Consider the following 21649-nt stretch of genomic DNA (forward strand, 5'->3'; position numbering starts at 1 on the left):
AGGAGCGTGATTGGTATGGCAAAGACAAATACTATAATAACTATCGGCAGACAGTTCGGAAGCGCCGGTAGAGAGATTGGCTATAAAGTAGCAAAGGATCTTGAAATTAAATTATATGATAAAGAGATGCTTGACCGTGCCGCAAAAGAGAGCGGTATATGTCAGGAATTATTCGAGACGCACGATGAAAAACCAACAAACAGCTTTTTATATTCTTTGGTAATGGATACCTATTCGCTCGGTTATTCATCAGGAAGTTATACGGATATGCCGATCAACCATAAGATTTTTCTTGCACAGTTTGATGCAATAAAAAAAATTGCAGATGAAGGCCCATGTATCCTAGTTGGTCGTTGCGCAGATTACGCATTGGAAGAATACGATAATGTATTAAGCGTATTTATTCATGCGGATCTTGATGCACGTATTCGAAGAATTGCCCGTATATACGATTTATCTGACGCCAAAGCCAAGGATATGATCTTGAAGACCGATAAAAAACGAGCTAGTTACTATAACTATTATAGCAATAAAAAATGGGGTGCTGCAGAAAGCTATAATATCTGTCTCGACAGCTCCAAATTAGGAATTGACGGAACAGCAGAGGCAATTGAAAAACTAATAGAAATCAAAGAATCTGATAACAGTAAAAAGTTATAATATGTCCAAAAAGGGGACGTAGTATTTTTTCAAAATACTACGTCCCCTTTTTTAAAATGTGGTGTACCCAAATTTATCTTTTTTGCAAAATACGTTCCGGCCATCCTTTTATATTTCCATTCAAAATAGCCGTAAACATTCTTTGTTTTGCACCGGGGTGTTCTTCATTCAACTGCTTGACCAGTTCCTTGGCATATTGTCTCTTGGTGTATCCATCAATTGGGCAACGACTGGTAACAACAGGCAGGTTATACTTATTTTTAAATCCAATAACATCTGCTTCGTCTACAAACATAATCGGACGTATAACCGTCAGATCCATACGATCTAAGTATGTCCGTGGTGAAAAAGAATAGAATCGACCTTCAAACAGCAAGGAAAGCAGCATCGTTTCTATAATATCATCTTTATGATGTGCATAAGCAACTTTATTGCATCCCATTACTTTTACAGCCTCATTCAACGCACCTTTTCTCATTTTCGCACAGAGAGAACATGGATTGCTTTCTTTTCGTTCCTCAAAAAGAATGTGCGCAATGTCTGTTTTTACAATCTTGTAAGGTACACCCAGTTCTTCACACAACTTCACAACAGGGGTAAAATCACACTCACTGTAACCCAGATCTACCGTAACAGCGCTCAATTCAAAATGCTTCGGATAAAAACGCTGAAGTCCATGAAGTGCATATAACAAAGTCAAACTGTCCTTTCCTCCAGAGATTCCAACTGCAATGTGATCTCCCTCCTCAATCATCTGATATTCGTCAACAGCTTTTCGAGTATAGCTGAGCAATTTTTGTAGCTTCATCTTATATTCATCCTTTCCTGATATCCAGCCTTTATTTTAACAGAAGCCTCTCATAATGTACATAATATTTTCTTAAGATTGTTTTGAAGGTTTCTGAATTCTATTGATGTGCATTTGGAAAATGAATATATAGATTTCTGATACAAGACCCTTTGATATGCTTCCGTGGGTCGCTATTGTAGAAAGATACTTCTGCCACGGAACATGGTAAATTCATAAAAAAGGGAATCTTAGTACCTCCTAAGATTCCCTCAATTTTACAGCTGTTGCTGCCTGTCTGCGTCTATCTTCATCAATGGCAGCATAGTGCTTTTTGGTCGTATTGACATCTTTATGACCAAGAACATCCGCCACAAGATAAATATCTCCAGTTTCTTTATAAAGAGATGTACCATAAGTGCTTCGAAGCTTATGCGGCGTTATTTTCTTATTCGGTGTTACTTGTCGCGCATATTTTTTTACCATATTTTCAACTGCCTGGATTCCCATGCGCTTTCTCTGTGTTGATAAAAACAGTGCATTTTCATGTCCGGAAAGAGGAGTTATGGCTTTTCGGTCTCCTTCCATATAATTTTCTAATGCATCTGCAACTTCATCGCCAAAATATACAACCATCTGACCTCCACCTTTTCTGGTGACGGTAATTCCATTATTTTTAAAATCAACATCCGTTACATCCAATCCTACACATTCAGATACACGAATACCCGTTCCCAGAAGAAGTGTTAAAATAGCCAGATCACGGTCACGTGTCTTTCGATAATAGGTAAGTGCCTGTCCCGTAAGCCTATCACCTGCAGATTCTACATAATCCAAAAGCATTGCAACTTCATCGGTATCCAATCGTATGATTGCCTTTTCGTGCAACTTTGGCATGTCTACCAAAAGTGTGGGATTCTTACTGATCATCTGATGTTTAAAATAATAATTATAAAAGCTGCGTAAAGCAGACATTTTTCTGGAAAGGCCCTTTTCACCATTCGTAATCATTTCGCCATCATTTTCTCGTGTATAGACCTTCAGATATTCCATATACTCCTCAATATCTACAGGTTCGAGATTCTCAAGATCCTGAAGTCGAAACTGATCAATGGTATAATTCTTGTAGATAGGATTATTCTCCATTAAATAACGAAAAAAAACACGGATATCGTATGCATAATTAATACGTGTCTTAGCTGAAGATCTAGGCTCAATTGCACGAAAATAATCCTTTGCAAATGGCGGCAAAGTCTTTAAAACTTCCCGAAGCCGAATCGTCTGTTCAATCTGAGTCTGCTTATAATAAGAGCGTGTTTTCGGTATATCTGGCATAATATAAATCCCCCTTAATATTTATTTTAACCCCTTAATACTTTACATTATATCATATACATTATTTTTCGTCTATATCTTTTGGAAAAATCGGTATTTGTCGTATAGATATATAATTGACATTTTTATGTAGGGTGCCCCCTTAGGGGCACTTGCTATAATCTTATTTCCTAAAATACAATTCACCTTTCACGCCTTTCATCTTGAAATTCTCATAAGTAAGAAAATAATGTTCGTCTGCTGAATAATCCAGATAGAAATCATTATTATCCATGTCATTTTCGTTTGAATCTTTATCCCAAATGGTTACTCCTGCATGTGTTTCATACCATAAATAATAAGTATCTGAAGTACCGGAATTGTCAGTATATTCATACTCTCCAGTCTGTGGATCCATGATCTTATAGTTTTTTCGTATCATATCTAAGTTGTATGAAAAAGTAACTTTACTTTCCATATCTGGGTCTAACTGTTTCAAATACTCCTTTTTCAATTCAAACCATGATTTTTGATATATACCTATCACTTCATCATTCTCATCTTTTTCGTACTCGATTTCATCAATAACAGTAAAATAATCTTCCCAGTTATTTTTCGTAATTTCAACAGTCTCTATTCCTTTTATCTCCTGCCTATTCTTCTGGTCTTCAAAAGAATCTGACGGATATCTTTTGACATAATCCTGATACATGATTACGACACAGACTGCAAAAGAGATAATTAAAATGACTATAGTTATCACCATGATACGTCCAGTTCGTACCTTCTTCTGTTTGCTTTCAGAAGACTTTTTAGAAGACCTCATATAGAACATAATAAAACCACGAATACCAGCTATCACAATGCACACAACTAATAGTACAATTAAAAATCTTGTCAGTGATGTTGATAGCATTCCAACACCTATTCCGCAGAAAGTAAATGAATTGGCAAGACCGCCCAGACCATTTCCACCCCAGTCTCTGGCCCATACCCACAGAAAATCTTTTCCAGTGATTCCCTCATAGACAGATAACCCAATTCCATACAAAATAAATAGTATTCCTAATCCCATATTAACATATGGAAATATTGCAGCAGTAACTGCATCATCGATTGGGATACGGAACATTGCTTCCATAAACACTTTACCAAATACAGTCCAGATGATAATATATACAATCCCTTTTCCGATAAATTTCTTATCAATATCTTCTTTCATAATCTGCTCAAACCTCACTTTCCAAGTGGCCTGATCACCGCATAGTAACTCCTCATTGAGTTCAGCAATACTGATATTTTCTGAAATAATTGTTTCACAGGTTGTTTTAATTTCTTTAATTTTCATTTCTTCTTTATTTAGTTCCCCTATTCTCCTGGTCATTACCTCTTGTAAAGTGATATTACCATCAAGAACCTGCTGTATCTCCGGTAATGAAACTTCCAATAGACGAAGTACTTTAATCTGATTCAGACGTTCTACATCCATCTCAGAATATTCCCGATATCCGTTTGCTTTTCTGGAAGGATGAATCAGACCTTCTTTTTCATAATATCTGATATTAACACCTTTGATTCCTGTCTTTTGTTCTACTTCTTTTATCAGCATTACATTCACCTCGTAAATTATTCATGCGCATGTCTTTTCTTTCTTGAATCGTAGACCCTAAAGTCGCTATAAGGTCAAGAGTTTTTATTGATCTTTTGAAATTATTTATTAACTTTATTCTATATCAGGCTCATAGGCACAGCAAGTACAATAGCTTCTGTTAAACAACAACCGACTTTTTTCTCATATAATCAAATAAAAACAAATAAAAAAATGATGCCTGGTGCAGGAATACCCTGTTCGCCAGACATCTAGATGGGTGAGTATAATATATAAGATAAGTTTTATACTTATATACCGATGTAATGAATTGCTTCTTATAAGACAGTTATATACTATAAAATATCCTTATCATAATATGCGATCGTCAGATATTGTCCTGACTGAATATCATCAGAAATCAAGCCATTCATACCCTTTATCTCGTAGATATAATCATAGATAGAATCATAATGTTCATCTGCATATTCTTCCGCGATACTCCATAAAGTATCACCGGATTCAATCTCAATACTTCTGTAATACTTATACTGAACAGGCGTGTCTTCAGAATTGTCATGTGCATCCACCAGGCTGTTTCCAAAAAAGATACTGAGTCCCATAACGAATAAACAGACTGTGAGCATAACCAATATTTTATTTCTACGTACTTCTCTTCTTCTTTTACTTGCTGTATGTAATCTGTGTGTATTCATGAAACTCTCCTCCTTAATAATATAATCCCCTTATTCTAAAATGATCAGCAAACATTTGTTCCGAACAGCTGTTCTATAGTTGTATTATATACGTCGAACAAATGTTTGTCAATATAAAATCCAAAAATTATCGAACATATTTTCTAAACATTTGTTTGCTTTTTGAATATTGCTGTGATAAAATGAATTTATTAAAGTTCTTATGTACGGAGAGAAGGAGGTTCTTATGGGAAGCGGTAAGATTAGCCCAAAACAACAAGAAATATTAGACTATATTAAATCACAGATACTGGAGAGAGGTTTTCCTCCTGCTGTACGTGATATCTGCGATGCAGTTCATCTAAAGTCTACTTCTTCTGTTCACTCACACCTGGAGACACTTGAAAAGAATGGCTTCATACGTCGTGATCCTACGAAACCAAGAGCGATTGAGATTTTGGATGATTCTTTTAATTTCACGCGTCGTGAAATGGTGAATGTTCCGATGATAGGGCGTGTTGCTGCCGGAGAACCGATACTCGCAGAACAGAACATTGAGAATTATTTTCCTATTCCAATGGAATTCATGCCTAATAACCAGACCTTTATGCTTAAAGTAAAGGGTGAAAGTATGATTAATGCCGGTATTTTCGATGGGGATCTTGTATTGGTGGAACAATGTCAGACTGCACGTAATGGCGAAATGGTAGTTGCTTTAATCGAAGACGGTGCTACTGTTAAGACCTTTTACAAAGAAAAAGATGCGATTCGACTGCAGCCTGAGAATGACTCAATGGATCCAATTATTGTAACTGATGTCAAGATTTTAGGAAAGGTCATAGGAGTCTTTCGTTTCCTTGCTTAGACATTTTCAAAAAAGGAGGACAGCTTTTCATTTCTGTCCTCCTCAAATTAATATCTATAATTCATCCGGATTTATAATTTTCTTTCCATCATTCCAGATACGTTCCAGATTATAAAATTCACGATTTTCTCTGTCAAACACATGTACGATCACATCGCCATAATCCAACAATACCCAGGCACCAGAATTCTGTCCTTCCCGCTGCTTTTGCTCATACCCTGCAATGTGCATTTTTTCTTCTACACTAGCTACCAGAGCGTTTACCTGACTGTCGCTGTTACCATTTGTAATGATAAAGTAATCTGCCAGTACTGATATCTGGGAGATATCTATGATACATGTATCTTCTCCTTTTTTATCTTCCAAAGCTTTGAATGCAACACGTGCCATTTCTTTTGCTTGATCCATAGACTACACCTCCTTATTAAGTTTATTTTTATAATATAAGTATGTTTTCTCAGTCATTGGGTCAACTGATATATTTTTACTGTTCAGATATACCAGCGAATCCTCCAGGATACGATACAGACATTCATTAATGTCCGTGAATGCTAATTTTCTCACTTCTGCCATATTAGGTAATTCTTTTCTTCCAGGCTCAATATAGTCCGCAATATAAATAATCTTGTCTAAAAGTGTCATATTGGGACATCCTGTCGTATGACTTGCGATTGCATTAATAACATCTTTATCTTTAATATGATATTTTTTGGCCGCAAGAAAGGCCCCTAATTTGGCATGAAGAAGACTTGGATTTTTTTTCTCGACTTCTGATACACTTAAATGATACTTATTACATAATTTAATCTTATTCTCACCAGAGATACATTTTGCACAATCATGAAGCAAACCTGCAAGCAATGCTTTTTCAACATCTTCGTCATAACGCATTGCCATGGAAGCTGCTGTATACATAACTCCCAATGTATGCTCATACCGTTCGGTATCTAACTCTGTCATTAATTTTCTTCGTATTTTTGTTATCTTCTGTTCCATATACTCTCACACTCCCATATACAGATGCTTTTTGTAAATATAATCTTCAACATCTGCCGGAACATAGGAAGCGATTGATTGCCCCTCTTTGATTGCTTTACGCAATTCATGTGAAGATATTTTTATTAACGGTGTAACTAATAATTCTATTTTTGCCTGGTACTTCTTTTCCAAATACTGGATTCTTCTTTCCATCTCTTTCCGTGTATTAATCTCGTCACGAAATGCTGCAAGAATTGTACATGTAGGAAAGATTCTTTCAGGATGCACCCAATGTTCTATCATAAACAGCGAGTCTGCACCTATGATAAAATAGAATTCATCCTCAGGATATTTGTTCTTAAAGTATTCTAAAGTACTGTAAGAACAAGAGACTTCTCTTCTCTTCGCTTCATATAATTCCAGTCGAAATTCCTCATATGGAGCAATAGCTAATTGAACCATTTCAACACGTTCCATGACATCCGTTTTCATAGATGTATTGTCCTTGTGAGGTGGATTCCCATTTGGCATATACCAGATCTGATCCAATCCAAACATTTCATAAGCTGCTTTTCCAAGCATCAAATGTCCATTATGAATAGGATCAAAAGTTCCTCCCATAATCCCTATTTTCATAACGTTCGCTCCATCTTATGGCAATTCAATTCGTTTATTTTTATCTTTTCCTTCTTTATACAACACAATTTTTTTACCAATCACCTGTACTACCTGTGATTTTGTACGTTCTGCAAGTATCTCTGCCAAAGCTCGTGGATCGTCCGCACAGTTCTTCAGAACACTGACCTTAATCAGTTCTCTTGCATTTAATGCCTCTTCAACAGCTTTTGTGAGCTCAGGCGTCATACTATTTTTTCCAATCTGAAAAATCGGATCCATCGTCATCGCAAGGCTTTTCAAATATGCTCTTTGCTTTGTCGTCATCTTTTTACTCCTTCATCTCTATATCGTCATTTATTTATAGTAATCAAACTGTAATCCATACATACGCACGGTATCACCTTCCTGAATTCCAGCTTCTTCCAATTCATCCAGAATACCTGTATCTTTTAAAAACTTCTGGAAAAAAGCAAATCCTTTCTCCGAATCCAGATTTGTGTAACCAAGCATTTTTTCAATCTTTGGACCTTCTACAACATAGATTCCCTCTTCCACTTCGACAGTATACGGAAGATCTTCATATATTAATTCTTCTTCAGGGAAATATTCCTGTTCAAAGATAACTGGTGCTTGGTCTAGTTCTTTTAATCGATCTGAAACATAATATAAGAGTTCCTGAATTCCCTTTCCTGTTACACCTGAAATCGGAAATACTTTGATTCCCTTTGGTTCAAATTCATCTTTCAGACGCTTTAACGGATCTTCCCCATCAGGGTAAATTACATCAATCTTGTTGGCCGCAATAACTTGTGGACGCTGTGCTATCTCAGGATTATAGGCTTCCAATTCTGCATTTATTTTATAAATATCATCTACTGGATCTCGTCCTTCAGTACCTGCCGCATCAACAACATGTATCATAAGTTTTGTACGTTCAATATGGCGTAAGAACTCATGTCCAAGTCCTACACCTTCAGATGCGCCTTCAATCAGGCCCGGAATATCTGCCATAACAAATCCTCTTCCATCAGGAAGATCGACGACTCCCAGATTCGGATTCAGAGTTGTAAAATGATAATTTGCAATTTTAGGCTGAGCATTTGTCACACGTGACAGCAATGTGGATTTCCCTACGTTAGGGAATCCTACAAGTCCAACATCTGCTATAACTTTCAATTCCAGATTTACCCAGAGTTCACGGGAAGGCTGCCCTGGCTGCGCATATTTAGGAACCTGCATGGTCGCTGTTGCATAATGTTGATTGCCCAGGCCACCTTTTCCGCCTTTTAATATAATCTGGCGTCGATTATCCCCAGACATATCGGCAATGACTTTTCCAGATTCTGCTTCTTTTATGACTGTGCCTTCTGGAACCTTCAATATAATATCTTCTGCATCTGCACCATGACATCTGCGTTTCCCGCCCGGCTCTCCATCTTTAGCGGTGTATTTTCTTTTATGACGAAAATCCTGCAATGTATTCAGCCCTTCATCAACCTCAAAAATAACATCGCCGCCGCGTCCTCCATCGCCACCGTCTGGGCCTCCATTTGGTACATATAACTCCCGGCGAAAGCTTACATGGCCGTCACCGCCTTTTCCTGATCTGATAAATATCTTTGCTCTGTCTGCAAACATATACTTATTCCTCTCTTATTTACAAAAAAGAGTGCTGCTATATAACTGAATGTCAGTTATCCTGCAACACTCTCTTCAACTCATAACTACTTAAGCTACCGGATAGATAGAAACCTGTTTCTTATCTCTTCCTTTTCTCTCAAATCTTACAACGCCATCTACAAGTGCGAACAATGTATCATCACCGCCACGTCCAACGTTAACACCTGGGTGAATCTTTGTTCCGCGCTGTCTGTAAAGGATATTACCAGCTTTTACAAACTGTCCGTCTGCTCTCTTGGCACCAAGTCTCTTAGACTCAGAATCTCTACCATTCTTTGTAGAACCAACACCTTTTTTATGAGCGAAAAACTGAAGGTTTAATTTCATCATGGTTGCTGCACCTCCTCGAATGTTAAATCAATATATTCTGCATAGTTTTCATCATCCACCATTTGTTCCAATCCGAGAATCATAGTTTTTAACAACAACTCTGCTTCTTTCGAAGGTGAATCACTTAAATAAAAAGCAATCATCCCTTCTTCCTGATCACTGTCCACAGAAAACTCATCTTCTGCATACAGATCAATCGCATTTATTGTATTCAGCACCAGCACTGAAGCTGCGGCACATACGATATCCTGGCCTTCATCCGCATATTCAGCATGCCCTTTTGTCTGAAACCCTATGCATTCTTTTCTGTCGTTCTGAAAAATGGTTACATGAATCATGGATCTTCTCCAAATTAAGCATTGATTTTGTCAATCTTTACTGCTGTATACTGCTGTCTGTGACCGTTTTTCTTATGGTATCCAGTTTTTCTCTTATACTTGTAAACGATGACTTTCTTAGCTTTGCCGTTCTCTACAACAGAAGCTTCTACTGTTGCTCCTTCAACGGTTGGATTACCAACTTTTAATTCGTTGTCACTTACTGCAAGCACCTGGTCAAATGTATAAGTTTCACCAGCTTCTACACCAAGTTTTTCTACTTTAATGATATCGCCTTCGGCTACTTTGTACTGTTTACCACCTGTTGCTATAATTGCGTACATATGGCACCTCCTATTATCATTACTCGCCAACTACGGTGTCCGTTACGGACTTTTAAACCTCGTTGTGCGGCATACTGGTATATAATAGCATATGATTTTTCAAAAATCAAGTATTCTTATGAAAATTTATTTGCAAAAATATCAATGCACTTACTACTAGAATAATCCCGAATATATTGTAGATATTCAACGTCTCCTGATACAAGAGAACCCCCAAAAGACTGGCTGCGACTACTTCAAAAGAAGCTATGATCGGAGCTTTGCTGCTCTCCATATATTTAAGTCCAATGGAATAAAAGATATATGGAAATGCCAGTGTTACCACACTCCCTACAATCACCAATGGCATTTTGGAAAGATGGTCCGATATTAAGCGAATTGTGTCAACTGGTTCACATATGATCAGCGTTGCAAAAGATGCAAATAAAAATGTATAAAATGTCAAGGTAAGCGAATCATATTTATCCATTATTGCTTTTCCAAGGATTGTATAGAGAGAATATCCTAGCCCTGAACAAAGACCAATGAATAATGTGATCATCTTGTGTTCTCCCAGACCCGTATCGGACAGTCCGACAACCAGAACACAGCCGACAAATGACATCAGTAATGCAACAATCTTCTGAAACGTTATCTTTTCCTTAAAAAATACTAATGATAAAATCATAACAAAAAAAGGAGCCGTATATAATAAGACCACTGCTACAGAAAGAGATGCCCTCTGTACAGTCTCTGCATATGCCAGGTTATTGACAAACAGACTTCCGATCCCTGTTCCCAAGAACCATTGAATATCTTTTTTTTCAATTTTTAATTTCTTACGATCTGTAAGCAATAGAAATATTGCTAAAACAATCGTTGAAACACAGATTCTGACAGCCGTTATCTGACGAGTATGGAAACCGATATCTGCAATATATCGAGTAACTATTCCCATAGATCCCCAGAGGACAGACGCAAGTAAAACAAAAAATGGAGCAGTTTTCTTCATAGATTCTCCTTAAAGATACTCTCTTTATAAATTTAACAATTTGCAGGCATTTTTAGAAAATATCATTTCTTTTTCTTCTTCTGTCAACGGCATATTAGATAGGATTTCTACAAATTCCTTCTGCCCTCCCCACGGTGAATCCGTTGCAAATAATATTTTATCTGCGCCATGATTTCTCACGATCCGAACAAACTGTTCTTCTGGCATACGATCTAACACTACTCCAGTATCAAAATACACATCTTGACCGACCAGATAATCCTCCACATCATCCCACAGTTCATTTCCACCCATATGGGCAAGAATCATCTTTTCAGGTTCTACTTCTTTTAATACCTCGCAAGCCATCTGTGGTGTACAGTGAACATCTTCTGGACACTTCGGATCTACACCTGCATGTACAACAATAATAAATCCCAGCTCAGATGCATAAGAAATTAATCTTTTGAAACATATATCATTAAAATACATATCCTGATAATCTGGATGCAGTTTTATTCCTTTCATTCCCATAGAATTGATTTCGCGAAGCTGTTCCTTATAATTAATACTTGCAGGATGAATACCTCCAAAAGAAATAACCGATCCTTCCAGATACTTCGCTGCGAACCGATTGACCGATTCAATCTGCGATACTTTCGTAACTGCCGGAAGTGCCACTGAGATATCAATACCAGCTTCTTCTGTTGATTCCAGCAACCCATGATAAGTGCCGTCTGTAAATGGTCTGATCTGACAGACATTTTGTAAAAATTCTATGGTTCCTTTCGCTATCTTATCTGGAAACATATGTGTATGAAAATCAATAATCATCTAATCCTCACATTCTTTCATCTTATCATAGCAATATCCAATGATATCACGTCTTGTTATAATTCCAATAAAATGTCCCTGATCATCCACAACCGGGACAAAATTCTGTTCCATAGCTTTACCGATCAAATCTTCCATATTGGATTTTGCAGTCACACATTGATAGTCAAGTCTGCGCTCGACTTTCATAATACTAATATCTTCTGCATCTTTCAAATTCAATATATTCCACTTTTTCAAAGACCACAAAAGATCACCTTCAGTAATAGACCCTACATATTTCCCCTCTTTATTTAAGATCGGTACAGAAGAATACTTGTGGTATTCCATGATCTCCAGCGCCTGCCGCAGAGTATGGTAGTCATAAATATACGCCAGTTCGCTTTTAGGCTTAATAAAAAACAAAATATTCATGATGAAGACCTCCCCAAGTCTTTATAAGTTAAATCATTGTATTAACAAATATGTCATAAATCGCATTAATTGCAACACTGAAATCATGGTTTCTTACACCAATGATAATATTCAATTCACTGGACCCCTGATCAATCATTTTTACATTCACATTTGCATGTGCCAACGCAGAGAATATTCTTCCAGAGGTTCCCCTAGTCGCACGCATACCTCTTCCTACAACAGCAATCAAAGCAAGATCGGATTCTAACTCGAGAAAATCCGGCTCTACAGCTCTGTGAATACCCGCAATAACTTTCTGCTCTTTCTCTTCAAATTCATCCTGATGAACAAAAATTGTCATTGTGTCAATTCCAGAAGGCATATGCTCAATAGAGATATCATTTTCTTCAAAAACTTCCAACACTTTTTTACAGAATCCTACTTCCGAGTTCATCATTGCCTTTTCTACCGTAATAGAGGCAAAGTCTTTCTTACCGGCAACTCCTGTGATTACGAATCTTGGCTTTCTGCAAGTGTCTTCGACAATTAATGTTCCTTTATCCTCTGGTGCATTTGTATTACGTATATTAATAGGAATTCCTTCCTTTCGAACTGGGAAAATCGCATCTTCATGCAAAACAGATGCTCCCATATAAGACAATTCTCGCAATTCCCGATATGTAATCACATCGATCGATTTTGGATTCTTTACAACCCTCGGATCTGCAATCAGAAAACCTGATACATCTGTCCAGTTTTCATACATCTCTGCGTGAACAGCTTTTGCAACAATCGAACCTGTAACATCTGATCCGCCTCTTGAAAATGTTTTAATTCTTCCGTCTGGCATAGATCCATAGAAACCCGGAATAACAGCACGTTCTGTCTTGGCAAGTCTCGCAGAAAGAATTGCATCCGTTTTTTCACTGTCAAAATTGCCATCTTCATCAAATTTAATTACATCTGCAGCATCAATAAATTCATATCCCAAATATGCTGCCATAACGATACCATTTAAATATTCACCTCTTGATGCAGCATAATCTCTTCCGATCTTACGGCTGAAGTTGGTACGGATCGTCTTAAATTCATCGTCCAGACTAATCGACAGACCAAGGCCCTGGATAATCTCATCATAACGTGCCTTAATTGCCAATAGCTGCTTTTCTACTTCTTCTTCATATTCATCATGGTCTAAAATAGCAATCCCATAACAACTATATAACATATCCGTAACCTTTGTATCATCTGGCGTACGTTTTCCAGGTGCTGAAGGAACAACGTATTTTCTACTTTCTTCCTTCCGGATAATTCTGCCAACTTTTTTAAACTGCTCGGCACTTGCCAACGAACTTCCACCAAATTTTACAACCTTCTTCATCTTTTCTGTAATCCTCCAAACTGCTTTTTCTACTGGTTTTACTTATACTCTTTCCATATATTACATCATTTTCCAGACATCTGCAATGGACTATCTTCATGAAATTTAATACTGAACAACATCTGCAAATGTAGCATTTGATGCTTTTTGCAAATCAGCAGGTCTTAACTTAATCTGCATTCCAAGTTTTCCCCCACTTACATGCATATACTCTAATGCTTCTGCTGATTCCTGAATAACCGTTGGAAATTGCTTTTTCATACCAATTGCCGTACATCCTCCACGCACATAGCCTGTAACTTTTGTCAAATCCTTCAGATGAAGCATTTCCAAAGATTTTTCACCGACAACTTTAGCTGCTTTCTTAAAATCAATCTCTTCTTCAATCGGAATTACAAATACATAATGCTGTCCTGTCTTCCCCGTTGTCACCAGGGTCTTATATACAAGCGAATGATCATATCCCAATTTATCTGCCACCTGGATTCCATCTGTAAACTCATCACATTCATATTCCTCATATTCATAAGGAATCTTTTGACGATCTAACATACGCATTGCATTAGTCTTTACTTCTTTTTTACTCATAAGATTCAACTCCTAATATGATATCTGTTCCTAATGATTCCAGCGAAACAAAAGCCTCTTCTGATGAAGTATCCGAATTCTCAGCATATACTTCCAATCGATGAAAATGAAGCGGCACTTCTTCTGGATTCTCCCCAATATATGACAAAAAAGCTTCCATAACAAGATTCGGCTTCAGATTCTGTTCGCTTCCTGTAGCTAATAAAAGATATATATTATCTTCTGACACCTGCATTTTATAGATCATCGGTTTGATATCTACTTCTTTTTCACTACGTTTTGTTTTCTTCCATACAACAATTTGTGGTTGGGCCATAAAGGAATCAACCTTTTCTGACCAATCCTGCGGAACAGGTAGCATGACATCAGACGACTTAAAAGACTCCAAAAGTGTCACTTTATAATCGGCAGCATCAACAATAGTCATACCACTATATTTCTTATCATCCGGGATCTGTCGAAAGCTTACGATTTCAATCCCCTCTACCATAACCTGATTCATTCTGCGTACAGCCTCTTTTGAATCAATCGGTTCCTTTAATTCGATATCCAGATACTCACCATCACTGGTAATTCCTACACCCAGAGGCTGCGCAAAAGACATAATCATATGCGGGCTGTACCCGCCAGTGAAAGCGATAGGAATATCCGCCCGCCGCATAACCTTCTGAAAGAATCGCATAACATCCAGATGACCTATAAACTTCATAATCCCATATTTTCGAAATTTAATTCTTGCCTTCAAAACAGACACCTCCTCCGTATGTTGCCGCTCCACAACCAGAGCACTGGATCCTACAATTCGGTGTGGTTTCCCCCCTCATTGCACGTTCCCATTCTCTTCTCAAAAATGCTTTGGTTACTCCGATATCAATAAAATCCCATGGGAAGATCTCGGATTCATCGCGTTCTCTTAAGTTATAGAACCCTATATCAATTCCCGTATTTTCAAATGCTTTCATCCACTTTTCGTTATCAAAAGTCTCACTCCAGGAATCGTAGATACATCCTGACTGATAGGCTTCCAAGAGCACTTTACTGACTCTCCTGTCTCCACGGGCAAATACACCTTCCAATACTGTAACTTCCGCATCATGCCAGTGATACTTTAAGCTCTTACGGTTTAATTGCTCTTGAAATTCATGTTTTACAACTGCTGCTCTGGCAATGTATTCCTCATTCGTATACATTCTCGCCCATTGAAAAGGAGTAAAAGGCTTTGGAATAAAGAAAGAAGTACTTGTCGTTATCTGACACTTTCCATTACGTTGATCCTTAGGAATCTCATAATAACGTCTTGCAATCTTATCTGCAAGCCTTGGGATCTCTTTCATGTCCTCTTCTGTCTCCGTCGGAAGTCCCAACATGAAATAAAGCTTGACCTTATTCCATCCACCTTCAAATGCCTGTCCGGCACCATCCAGAATAATTTCTTCTGTAAGACCTTTGTTGATTACATCTCTCATACGCTGAGAGCCAGCCTCTGGCGCAAATGTCAGACTGCTCTTACGAATATCCTGAACCTTCCCCATTACATCCAGAGAAAATGCATCGATTCTAAGAGAAGGCAAAGAGATATTGATTCCCTGATCTTTAAATTCATCTATCAAAAAAGTAACGAGTTCTTTTAACTGACTATAATCACTGGAACTTAAAGAGCTTAATGATATCTCTTCATGTCCGGTATTTTTTAGCATATCGTATGCACATTGCTTGAGCATCTCAACATCACGTTCTCGTGTCGGGCGATACAACATACCAGCCTGACAAAACCGACAGCCCCGGATACATCCCCGCTGAATCTCTAATACCACTCTGTCCTGTGTCGCTTTAATGAATGGAACTACAGGAGCCTGTGGATAAAACGTTTCGGTCACATCTAATACCATCTGCTTGTGAATCTTCTCTTTTGCGTGTGAATTATTCGGAATAAATGAAGCAATCGTCCCATCCTCTTTATATTCTACATCATAAAATGCCGGGATATAGACACCTTCTATTTCCGCAGCTTTTTCGAGGTAGTTCTTTTTAGAGCCACCATTTTTCTTGTTTTCTTTATAAAGATCCATCAATTCATAATATACGGTCTCACCTTCACCGATATAGAACATATCAAAAAATTCGGCAAGCGGTTCTGGATTATAAGTACAAGGTCCTCCCCCAATTATAATCGGATCATCCTCCGTACGTTCACTGGATTTTAATGGAATCCCGCTAAGATCCAGTACCTGAAGAATGTTTGTATAACACATTTCATACTGAATCGTAATTCCCAGAAAATCAAATTCTTTGATTGGATCCTGTGATTCTAAGGCGAAAAGTGGGATATGCTCCTCTCGCATGATTTGATCCAGATCCATCCAGGGGGAATAGACTCGCTCACACCATATGTCCTCTCTTCGGTTAAACATATCATACAATATCTGTATTCCCAGATGAGACATTCCAATCTCATAGACGTCTGGGAAACACATCGCAAATCTAATATCTATGTTTTCTTTAGATTTCATCACGGAGTTTACTTCTCCTCCGATATAACGTGCTGGTTTTTCTATTTTCATTAAAATATCATCACTTAACGCCAGTTTTCTCACTAATTAACACCTCATTATCATAAAATTAACATAAACTCTGACCATCTATCTGCTCACTTCTTCAAATTGTACTATAACAAATCAGATATGTCAAAAACGATATTCGGTTTTTCATATATAAGCAAAGAAAAACGACCAACTATCATAGCTGATCGTTCCCTAATTATATTATTACTTTACATCGCTTCCCATTTCTTTCTGTTTTCTCGACTCTTTCCCAGAATTGTTAAATACTTCTCGATCTAAAGCTTTATTTTGATTAGCAACAATCGTTGTACATACTGCATCACCTGTAATGTTAACAGCAGTTCTGGTCATATCCAGAATACGGTCAATACCCATGATAAGACCGATTGCTTCTACCGGAAGTCCTACGGAGTTAAATACCATTGTCAGTGTAACAAGGCCAACACTTGGAACACCCGCTGTTCCAATAGATGCCAGAGTTGCAGTACCAATAACCGTTAGATAATCTGTCAAACTAAGATGAATCCCAAATGCCTGTGCCGCAAAAACAACTGCCACACCTTGCATAATTGCTGTTCCATCCATATTGATCGTAGCACCAAGAGGAATCGTGAATGAAGAAATCTTCTTAGACACACCCATCTTTTTGCTCAAAGTGTCAATGGACATTGGGATCGTCGCATTAGATGTTGCCGTTGAAAACGCAAATGCCATGACAGGGAAGAAATTCTTAATGAATATAATCGGATTCAGCCCGGTAAATACTTTCAATAGCGCCATATATACTACGAAACACTGAATTGCAAGAGCAATCAATACACCTATCATATATTTCGCCAGTGGAACAAATGCGCTGAAACCAATATTCGCAAAAGTTCTGGAAATCAGGCAAAACACCCCTATTGGTGCCAGACTCATGACCATCATAGTCATTTCCATCATAATATCATTGAACTGACTGAAGAAGTTACCGACGGTCTCTGTGCGCTCTCCTAATTTTGCAAGAATAATACCTACAATCAACGCAAACACAATAATCTGTAGCATATTTCCATTCGCAAGTGAATTGATCGGATTATCAGGAATAATATTCAATAATGTATCCGTAAGGCTTGTAGCTTCCATGCTCTGCACATCCGCCGCATTGGACTGAACCGCACTCATATCCAATCCAACACCTGGATTAATAATATTTCCAACAGAAAGTGCTACCGTAACAGCAAGGGCTGTTGTAAAGAGATAAAAAACCAAAGTACGCACACCGACAGTTCCTAATTTCTTCGTATCACCGATAGACATACTTCCACATACCAGAGAACAGAATACCAAAGGAACAACCAGCATCTTCATCAGACGAATGAAGCCTTGTCCAATTACATATAATATTCCTTCTACAATTATGTCATCTTTTATATGGCTGGATGGTACCATATAACATAATATAATTCCAAATATTGCTCCCAAGATCAACGAAATAAATATCTTCGTTGTAAGCCCTATCTTTTTCTTTTCTTTTGCTTTTTTCATATTACACCACCTCATTCATATATTCCTTTAATGAATCCTTCCAATCCGGCATCTCATAAACATCTATGATCCTAAGGATAAAATTATCAAGCACTGCATATGCCGGTCTGGCAGAAGAAAGATCAGATTCATTGGTAGGAACGGTTTTTAATTCTGCATTCTTACCTGCAAGTCTCAATATCTCCAGCGCAAATTCATATCGATTACATACACCTTTGCAAGTAGCATGATATGTTCCATATTCGTTGGTCTGAATCAGATATAGAATAATTCTTGCAAGATCCTTGGCACTTGTCGGAGAACCAAACTGATCTGATGCTACAGATAGTACCTTCCCTTCCTCAGCAGCTGCAAGGACTCTGGTCACAAAATTATTCCCTCTTCCATAGACCCAATTACTTCGAACAATAAAATGCTTGTGTGTGAACTCTTTTACATAATTCTCGCCAGCTCTTTTCGAACGCCCATACACAGTCTTGGGATTGGTGTCATCAAACTCACTATAAGGAGTCTTACTCAGTCCATCGAACACATCATCTGTGGACAGCTGTACCATCTTCGCACCCACCTTACGTGCCACGATACTCAAGTTTCTCGCACCCAGTGCATTGACTCTATATGCCAGTTCCGGTTCCCTCTCACACAGATCGACATCCGTAACTCCAGAACAGTTAATAATGACATCTGGACGATTGATCTCTCCGAAACTAAGTACTTCGTCTGTCTTAGTGATGTCCAATTCTTCTTTATCTGTGTTAAACACTTCCATTTCCAAAGGATCAATCACATCGTTAATTGCAGTTCCAAGCTGCCCGTTCGAACCTACAATCCATACTTTTAACATATAAAAACCTCCTCAACATACGAAAAGCGTTGATTTTACTATAATCAACGCTTTATCTTCTCATTACGAGTATTATATCAATTTCAATAAACAGTGTCAAGTTATAGGTTTTTCCATACTTCTGCCACATCCAGATCATAAGTAATTTCTTCCACAATGCGATCGCTGTCTACATTCAACACTTCCTTTTCCTGGGTCTTCATAGTTACAAACACCGCAAAAAGCATAAAACATAGAAATGCACGCAACCCAAGTGTCCCCCGTACAGGTATCTGGTCTTCTCCATATATTTCTCGATATGCCATTCCATAACGAGGATGAACGGCCGGTATTGATCTACGGTCACTATAAAGTTCCCTCGTCTGCTCCAATAATTGCCTTCTACGCTTTTCTGAATCATTCAAGAATATCACCCCGATAAACTATATGATTCAGAAATCCTTTCTATTCATCTTCAGACACTAGCGTTCAGCCAATTCTTTGATAATATCTTCCCAGGTAATTCCTTTTTCTACCATTAATACCATGGCATGGTAGAGGAAATCCGATAATTCATACTTTACCTCTTCCGGATTCGGATTCTTTGCCGCAATAACAACTTCTGTAGCTTCTTCTCCTACTTTCTTCAGAATCTTATCAATTCCTTTGTCAAACAGATAATTCGTATAAGAACCCTCTTTTGGATTCATTTTTCGGTCGACAATAGTAGCATATACCGACTCAAATACCTTTAACGGATTGGTCTCATCATAATCCGTTCCTGCAAGCGGCTGGAAAAAGCATGTTGGATTTCCTGTATGACACGCCACACCAACCTGATCTACCTTTGCAAGCAATGTATCATAATCGCAGTCAATTGTCAGAGACTTTACATACTGAAAATGTCCACTTGTCTCACCTTTGACCCAAAGCTGTTGTCTACTCCTGCTAAAATAGGTCATCTTACCTGTCTTAATCGTCTGATTAAACGCTTCTTCATTCATATAAGCCAGCATCAATACTTCCTGTGTTTTGTAGTGTTGAACAACCACAGGAAGTAAGCCCTGCTCATTGGTTTTAAATTGGGAAAATTCCATAATACTCTCAAAAGAAGTCATTGCAATATCTTCTTTTCCACATTTCGTCTTAAATGCATCAAAATCCATATCCGTCTGACTGACATATTTCCCGGACAGTCCTTTCACACCAGAACATTTCAGGATTTTGAATAACTCATCTTCTTCCATCGTATCCGTCACAATTACACATGGAACATCCGTTACATTAACAACAGAATTCAAGTCTAATCTATGCATAAATACAATTTCACTGCAGCATTCCTGAATAATGTGCTGATGTTTGAATAATGCATCAAAATCCTGCAAGGAAACTGCCAGTTTTTCCTTACCAAATCTCTTGGCAGCATCTTCCAGAAGCTTTCCACTTCCTTGCTTTGAAAAATTGACCATTGCTCGTTTTGCACCTGCATATAATATTTTCTTAATATCTTCCTGTCTCTTTACATTACCACCAGCTACCATTGGAATACGAATCACACGATTCATACGTTTCATCAAATCTATCGACTCATCATGTTCTTCATCCGATTCTGATAAATCAAATATCAATAATTCATCCGCTCCATTGTCACTATAACTCTTCGCAAGTGCAACAGCATCTTCTGAAATTACAGTATGGTCATCGAACCATTTTACAGCTTTTCCTCCCGCAATAAACAGGCAAGGAATCAATTTTTTAAAATTCATATCTATCTTCTCCTTTTATAGGCTTCCTTTTGTTGTCCATGCTTCCTGTATTCTCGGCTCATCCATCGTTGCCATGTCCAGAGCTTTTCCGAAACTTTTAAACAGTGCTTCTGCCTTGTGATGATTGTTCTCGCCATCTAAAATACGAAGATGAATATTCATCATGGCACTATAAGATACTGCATAAAAGAATTCCTTTATCATTTCAGTATCCATATCTCCAATGCAATCGACCGTAAATTCAGAATCAAATCTTAGATATGGTCTTCCCGACAAGTCTACGGCACACAATGCCAAGGTCTCGTCCATTGGAAGGATAAAATGACCATAACGCCTAATTCCGACTTTATCGCCAATTGCTTCCATTATTGCCTGTCCTAACACAATCCCAGTATCTTCAATAGTATGATGGCAGTCCACCTCGAGATCACCTTTTACCTTTACAGTTAAGTCAAATAATCCATGTCTGGCAAATCCATCCAGCATATGATTCAAAAAGCCAACCCCTGTATCAATATCTGTTTTTCCGGTGCCATCCAGATTGAATGTTATCATAATATCTGTTTCTTTTGTTTTTCTTGTACAACTGGCTGTCCGCTCCATATTACGCGCCTCCTATTTTATCTC

At 37.8% G+C, this 21649-nt stretch carries 26 protein-coding genes; 2 read left to right on the plus strand and 24 right to left on the minus strand.

Annotated features, from left to right (window positions below; translation table 11 throughout):
• Positions 1-15: 15 nt before the first annotated feature.
• Positions 16-660 carry an AAA family ATPase gene (locus tag JQM81_RS00205; RefSeq protein WP_235231461.1) on the plus strand — a complete coding sequence of 215 codons (645 nt, stop codon included), beginning with the start codon at positions 16-18 and terminating at the stop codon, positions 658-660.
• 73 nt (positions 661-733) lie between these two features.
• On the opposite strand, the gene JQM81_RS00210 is transcribed toward JQM81_RS00205, so the two are convergent.
• The 4 genes from JQM81_RS00210 to JQM81_RS00225 all read right to left on the minus strand — a co-directional run bounded on the left by JQM81_RS00210 (position 734) and on the right by JQM81_RS00225 (position 5065).
• The gene (locus JQM81_RS00210) at positions 734-1468 is read right to left on the minus strand and encodes a tRNA lysidine(34) synthetase (protein ID WP_235231462.1); all 735 of its coding nucleotides are present in this window, start codon (positions 1466-1468) and stop codon (positions 734-736) included.
• Between the two features lie 240 nt (positions 1469-1708).
• A complete protein-coding gene (locus tag JQM81_RS00215) occupies positions 1709-2782 on the minus strand; it encodes a tyrosine-type recombinase/integrase (protein ID WP_235231463.1) in 1074 nt (357 codons plus the stop codon).
• A 163-nt stretch (positions 2783-2945) separates the two neighbouring features.
• A complete protein-coding gene (locus JQM81_RS00220; protein WP_235231464.1) occupies positions 2946-4370 on the minus strand; it encodes a MerR family transcriptional regulator in 1425 nt (474 codons plus the stop codon).
• 335 nt (positions 4371-4705) lie between these two features.
• A complete protein-coding gene (locus JQM81_RS00225) occupies positions 4706-5065 on the minus strand; it encodes a LysM peptidoglycan-binding domain-containing protein (protein WP_235231465.1) in 360 nt (119 codons plus the stop codon).
• Between the two features lie 226 nt (positions 5066-5291).
• Between JQM81_RS00225 and lexA the strand changes: the two genes are divergently transcribed.
• Positions 5292-5909 carry a transcriptional repressor LexA gene (gene lexA / locus JQM81_RS00230; protein ID WP_235231466.1) on the plus strand — a complete coding sequence of 206 codons (618 nt, stop codon included), beginning with the start codon at positions 5292-5294 and terminating at the stop codon, positions 5907-5909.
• 54 nt (positions 5910-5963) lie between these two features.
• On the opposite strand, the gene rsfS is transcribed toward lexA, so the two are convergent.
• The 20 genes from rsfS to hisB all read right to left on the minus strand — a co-directional run bounded on the left by rsfS (position 5964) and on the right by hisB (position 21625).
• Entirely contained in the window at positions 5964-6317 is a 354-nt protein-coding gene (rsfS, locus tag JQM81_RS00235) for a ribosome silencing factor (RefSeq protein ID WP_235231467.1), read from the minus strand.
• A 3-nt stretch (positions 6318-6320) separates the two neighbouring features.
• Complete coding sequence (yqeK, locus tag JQM81_RS00240) at positions 6321-6905, minus strand: bis(5'-nucleosyl)-tetraphosphatase (symmetrical) YqeK (protein ID WP_235231468.1); 585 nt, start codon at positions 6903-6905, stop codon at positions 6321-6323.
• Between the two features lie 6 nt (positions 6906-6911).
• Positions 6912-7523: a nicotinate-nucleotide adenylyltransferase gene (gene nadD, locus JQM81_RS00245; protein ID WP_235231469.1), complete on the minus strand. Its 612-nt coding sequence runs from the start codon at positions 7521-7523 to the stop codon at positions 6912-6914.
• A 15-nt stretch (positions 7524-7538) separates the two neighbouring features.
• Positions 7539-7829, minus strand: a complete 291-nt coding sequence (gene yhbY / locus JQM81_RS00250) for a ribosome assembly RNA-binding protein YhbY (RefSeq protein ID WP_235231470.1) — start codon at positions 7827-7829, stop codon at positions 7539-7541.
• Positions 7830-7859: 30 nt separating this feature from the next.
• Positions 7860-9143: a GTPase ObgE gene (gene obgE, locus JQM81_RS00255; protein ID WP_235231471.1), complete on the minus strand. Its 1284-nt coding sequence runs from the start codon at positions 9141-9143 to the stop codon at positions 7860-7862.
• A 90-nt stretch (positions 9144-9233) separates the two neighbouring features.
• Positions 9234-9515, minus strand: a complete 282-nt coding sequence (gene rpmA / locus JQM81_RS00260; RefSeq protein ID WP_016219110.1) for a 50S ribosomal protein L27 — start codon at positions 9513-9515, stop codon at positions 9234-9236.
• Positions 9512-9853 carry a ribosomal-processing cysteine protease Prp gene (locus JQM81_RS00265; RefSeq protein WP_235231472.1) on the minus strand — a complete coding sequence of 114 codons (342 nt, stop codon included), beginning with the start codon at positions 9851-9853 and terminating at the stop codon, positions 9512-9514. The genes rpmA and JQM81_RS00265 overlap by 4 nt, the downstream gene beginning before the upstream one ends.
• A gap of 14 nt (positions 9854-9867) precedes the next feature.
• Complete coding sequence (gene rplU, locus JQM81_RS00270; RefSeq protein ID WP_235231473.1) at positions 9868-10176, minus strand: 50S ribosomal protein L21; 309 nt, start codon at positions 10174-10176, stop codon at positions 9868-9870.
• A gap of 106 nt (positions 10177-10282) precedes the next feature.
• Positions 10283-11167 carry a DMT family transporter gene (locus JQM81_RS00275; protein WP_235231474.1) on the minus strand — a complete coding sequence of 295 codons (885 nt, stop codon included), beginning with the start codon at positions 11165-11167 and terminating at the stop codon, positions 10283-10285.
• 24 nt (positions 11168-11191) lie between these two features.
• Positions 11192-11980 carry an amidohydrolase family protein gene (locus JQM81_RS00280; RefSeq protein WP_235231475.1) on the minus strand — a complete coding sequence of 263 codons (789 nt, stop codon included), beginning with the start codon at positions 11978-11980 and terminating at the stop codon, positions 11192-11194.
• Positions 11981-12394: a CBS domain-containing protein gene (locus JQM81_RS00285; RefSeq protein ID WP_235231476.1), complete on the minus strand. Its 414-nt coding sequence runs from the start codon at positions 12392-12394 to the stop codon at positions 11981-11983. It lies immediately after the preceding gene.
• A 28-nt stretch (positions 12395-12422) separates the two neighbouring features.
• Entirely contained in the window at positions 12423-13757 is a 1335-nt protein-coding gene (locus tag JQM81_RS00290) for an aspartate kinase (RefSeq protein ID WP_235231477.1), read from the minus strand.
• 105 nt (positions 13758-13862) lie between these two features.
• Positions 13863-14345 carry a Cys-tRNA(Pro) deacylase gene (ybaK, locus tag JQM81_RS00295; protein WP_235231478.1) on the minus strand — a complete coding sequence of 161 codons (483 nt, stop codon included), beginning with the start codon at positions 14343-14345 and terminating at the stop codon, positions 13863-13865.
• Positions 14338-15090, minus strand: coding sequence for a TIGR03936 family radical SAM-associated protein (locus JQM81_RS00300; RefSeq protein WP_235231479.1), 753 nt, complete (start codon positions 15088-15090; stop codon positions 14338-14340). The genes ybaK and JQM81_RS00300 overlap by 8 nt, the downstream gene beginning before the upstream one ends.
• The gene (locus tag JQM81_RS00305; protein ID WP_235231480.1) at positions 15074-16939 is read right to left on the minus strand and encodes a TIGR03960 family B12-binding radical SAM protein; all 1866 of its coding nucleotides are present in this window, start codon (positions 16937-16939) and stop codon (positions 15074-15076) included. The genes JQM81_RS00300 and JQM81_RS00305 overlap by 17 nt, the downstream gene beginning before the upstream one ends.
• A gap of 171 nt (positions 16940-17110) precedes the next feature.
• Complete coding sequence (locus tag JQM81_RS00310) at positions 17111-18433, minus strand: dicarboxylate/amino acid:cation symporter (protein WP_235231481.1); 1323 nt, start codon at positions 18431-18433, stop codon at positions 17111-17113.
• Between the two features lies 1 nt (position 18434).
• On the minus strand, positions 18435-19277 hold the full coding sequence (rfbD, locus tag JQM81_RS00315; RefSeq protein ID WP_235231482.1) for a dTDP-4-dehydrorhamnose reductase: 843 nt from the start codon (positions 19275-19277) through the stop codon (positions 18435-18437).
• Between the two features lie 101 nt (positions 19278-19378).
• Complete coding sequence (locus JQM81_RS00320; protein ID WP_328282581.1) at positions 19379-19648, minus strand: hypothetical protein; 270 nt, start codon at positions 19646-19648, stop codon at positions 19379-19381.
• A gap of 90 nt (positions 19649-19738) precedes the next feature.
• Complete coding sequence (hisIE, locus tag JQM81_RS00325; RefSeq protein WP_235231484.1) at positions 19739-21022, minus strand: bifunctional phosphoribosyl-AMP cyclohydrolase/phosphoribosyl-ATP diphosphatase HisIE; 1284 nt, start codon at positions 21020-21022, stop codon at positions 19739-19741.
• A gap of 15 nt (positions 21023-21037) precedes the next feature.
• Entirely contained in the window at positions 21038-21625 is a 588-nt protein-coding gene (hisB, locus tag JQM81_RS00330) for an imidazoleglycerol-phosphate dehydratase HisB (protein ID WP_235231485.1), read from the minus strand.
• Positions 21626-21649: the final 24 nt, after the last annotated feature.

It is taken from the genome of Faecalicatena contorta (genome assembly GCF_021531895.1).
GTDB lineage: Bacteria > Bacillota > Clostridia > Lachnospirales > Lachnospiraceae > JAFBIX01.

Excerpts from the sequence above, each read along its gene's own strand:
- JQM81_RS00205 (WP_235231461.1), top strand. The coding sequence starts at position 16 with ATGGCAAAGACAAATACTATAATAACTATCGGCAGACAGTTCGGAAGC.
- JQM81_RS00210 (WP_235231462.1), bottom strand. The coding sequence starts at position 1,468 with ATGAAGCTACAAAAATTGCTCAGCTATACTCGAAAAGCTGTTGACGAA.
- JQM81_RS00215 (WP_235231463.1), bottom strand. The coding sequence starts at position 2,782 with ATGCCAGATATACCGAAAACACGCTCTTATTATAAGCAGACTCAGATT.
- JQM81_RS00220 (WP_235231464.1), bottom strand. The coding sequence starts at position 4,370 with ATGCTGATAAAAGAAGTAGAACAAAAGACAGGAATCAAAGGTGTTAAT.
- JQM81_RS00225 (WP_235231465.1), bottom strand. The coding sequence starts at position 5,065 with ATGAATACACACAGATTACATACAGCAAGTAAAAGAAGAAGAGAAGTA.
- lexA (WP_235231466.1), top strand. The coding sequence starts at position 5,292 with ATGGGAAGCGGTAAGATTAGCCCAAAACAACAAGAAATATTAGACTAT.
- rsfS (WP_235231467.1), bottom strand. The coding sequence starts at position 6,317 with ATGGATCAAGCAAAAGAAATGGCACGTGTTGCATTCAAAGCTTTGGAA.
- yqeK (WP_235231468.1), bottom strand. The coding sequence starts at position 6,905 with ATGGAACAGAAGATAACAAAAATACGAAGAAAATTAATGACAGAGTTA.
- nadD (WP_235231469.1), bottom strand. The coding sequence starts at position 7,523 with ATGAAAATAGGGATTATGGGAGGAACTTTTGATCCTATTCATAATGGA.
- yhbY (WP_235231470.1), bottom strand. The coding sequence starts at position 7,829 with ATGACGACAAAGCAAAGAGCATATTTGAAAAGCCTTGCGATGACGATG.
- obgE (WP_235231471.1), bottom strand. The coding sequence starts at position 9,143 with ATGTTTGCAGACAGAGCAAAGATATTTATCAGATCAGGAAAAGGCGGT.
- rpmA (WP_016219110.1), bottom strand. The coding sequence starts at position 9,515 with ATGATGAAATTAAACCTTCAGTTTTTCGCTCATAAAAAAGGTGTTGGT.
- JQM81_RS00265 (WP_235231472.1), bottom strand. The coding sequence starts at position 9,853 with ATGATTCATGTAACCATTTTTCAGAACGACAGAAAAGAATGCATAGGG.
- rplU (WP_235231473.1), bottom strand. The coding sequence starts at position 10,176 with ATGTACGCAATTATAGCAACAGGTGGTAAACAGTACAAAGTAGCCGAA.
- JQM81_RS00275 (WP_235231474.1), bottom strand. The coding sequence starts at position 11,167 with ATGAAGAAAACTGCTCCATTTTTTGTTTTACTTGCGTCTGTCCTCTGG.
- JQM81_RS00280 (WP_235231475.1), bottom strand. The coding sequence starts at position 11,980 with ATGATTATTGATTTTCATACACATATGTTTCCAGATAAGATAGCGAAA.
- JQM81_RS00285 (WP_235231476.1), bottom strand. The coding sequence starts at position 12,394 with ATGAATATTTTGTTTTTTATTAAGCCTAAAAGCGAACTGGCGTATATT.
- JQM81_RS00290 (WP_235231477.1), bottom strand. The coding sequence starts at position 13,757 with ATGAAGAAGGTTGTAAAATTTGGTGGAAGTTCGTTGGCAAGTGCCGAG.
- ybaK (WP_235231478.1), bottom strand. The coding sequence starts at position 14,345 with ATGAGTAAAAAAGAAGTAAAGACTAATGCAATGCGTATGTTAGATCGT.
- JQM81_RS00310 (WP_235231481.1), bottom strand. The coding sequence starts at position 18,433 with ATGAAAAAAGCAAAAGAAAAGAAAAAGATAGGGCTTACAACGAAGATA.
- rfbD (WP_235231482.1), bottom strand. The coding sequence starts at position 19,277 with ATGTTAAAAGTATGGATTGTAGGTTCGAACGGGCAGCTTGGAACTGCA.
- hisIE (WP_235231484.1), bottom strand. The coding sequence starts at position 21,022 with ATGAATTTTAAAAAATTGATTCCTTGCCTGTTTATTGCGGGAGGAAAA.
- hisB (WP_235231485.1), bottom strand. The coding sequence starts at position 21,625 with ATGGAGCGGACAGCCAGTTGTACAAGAAAAACAAAAGAAACAGATATT.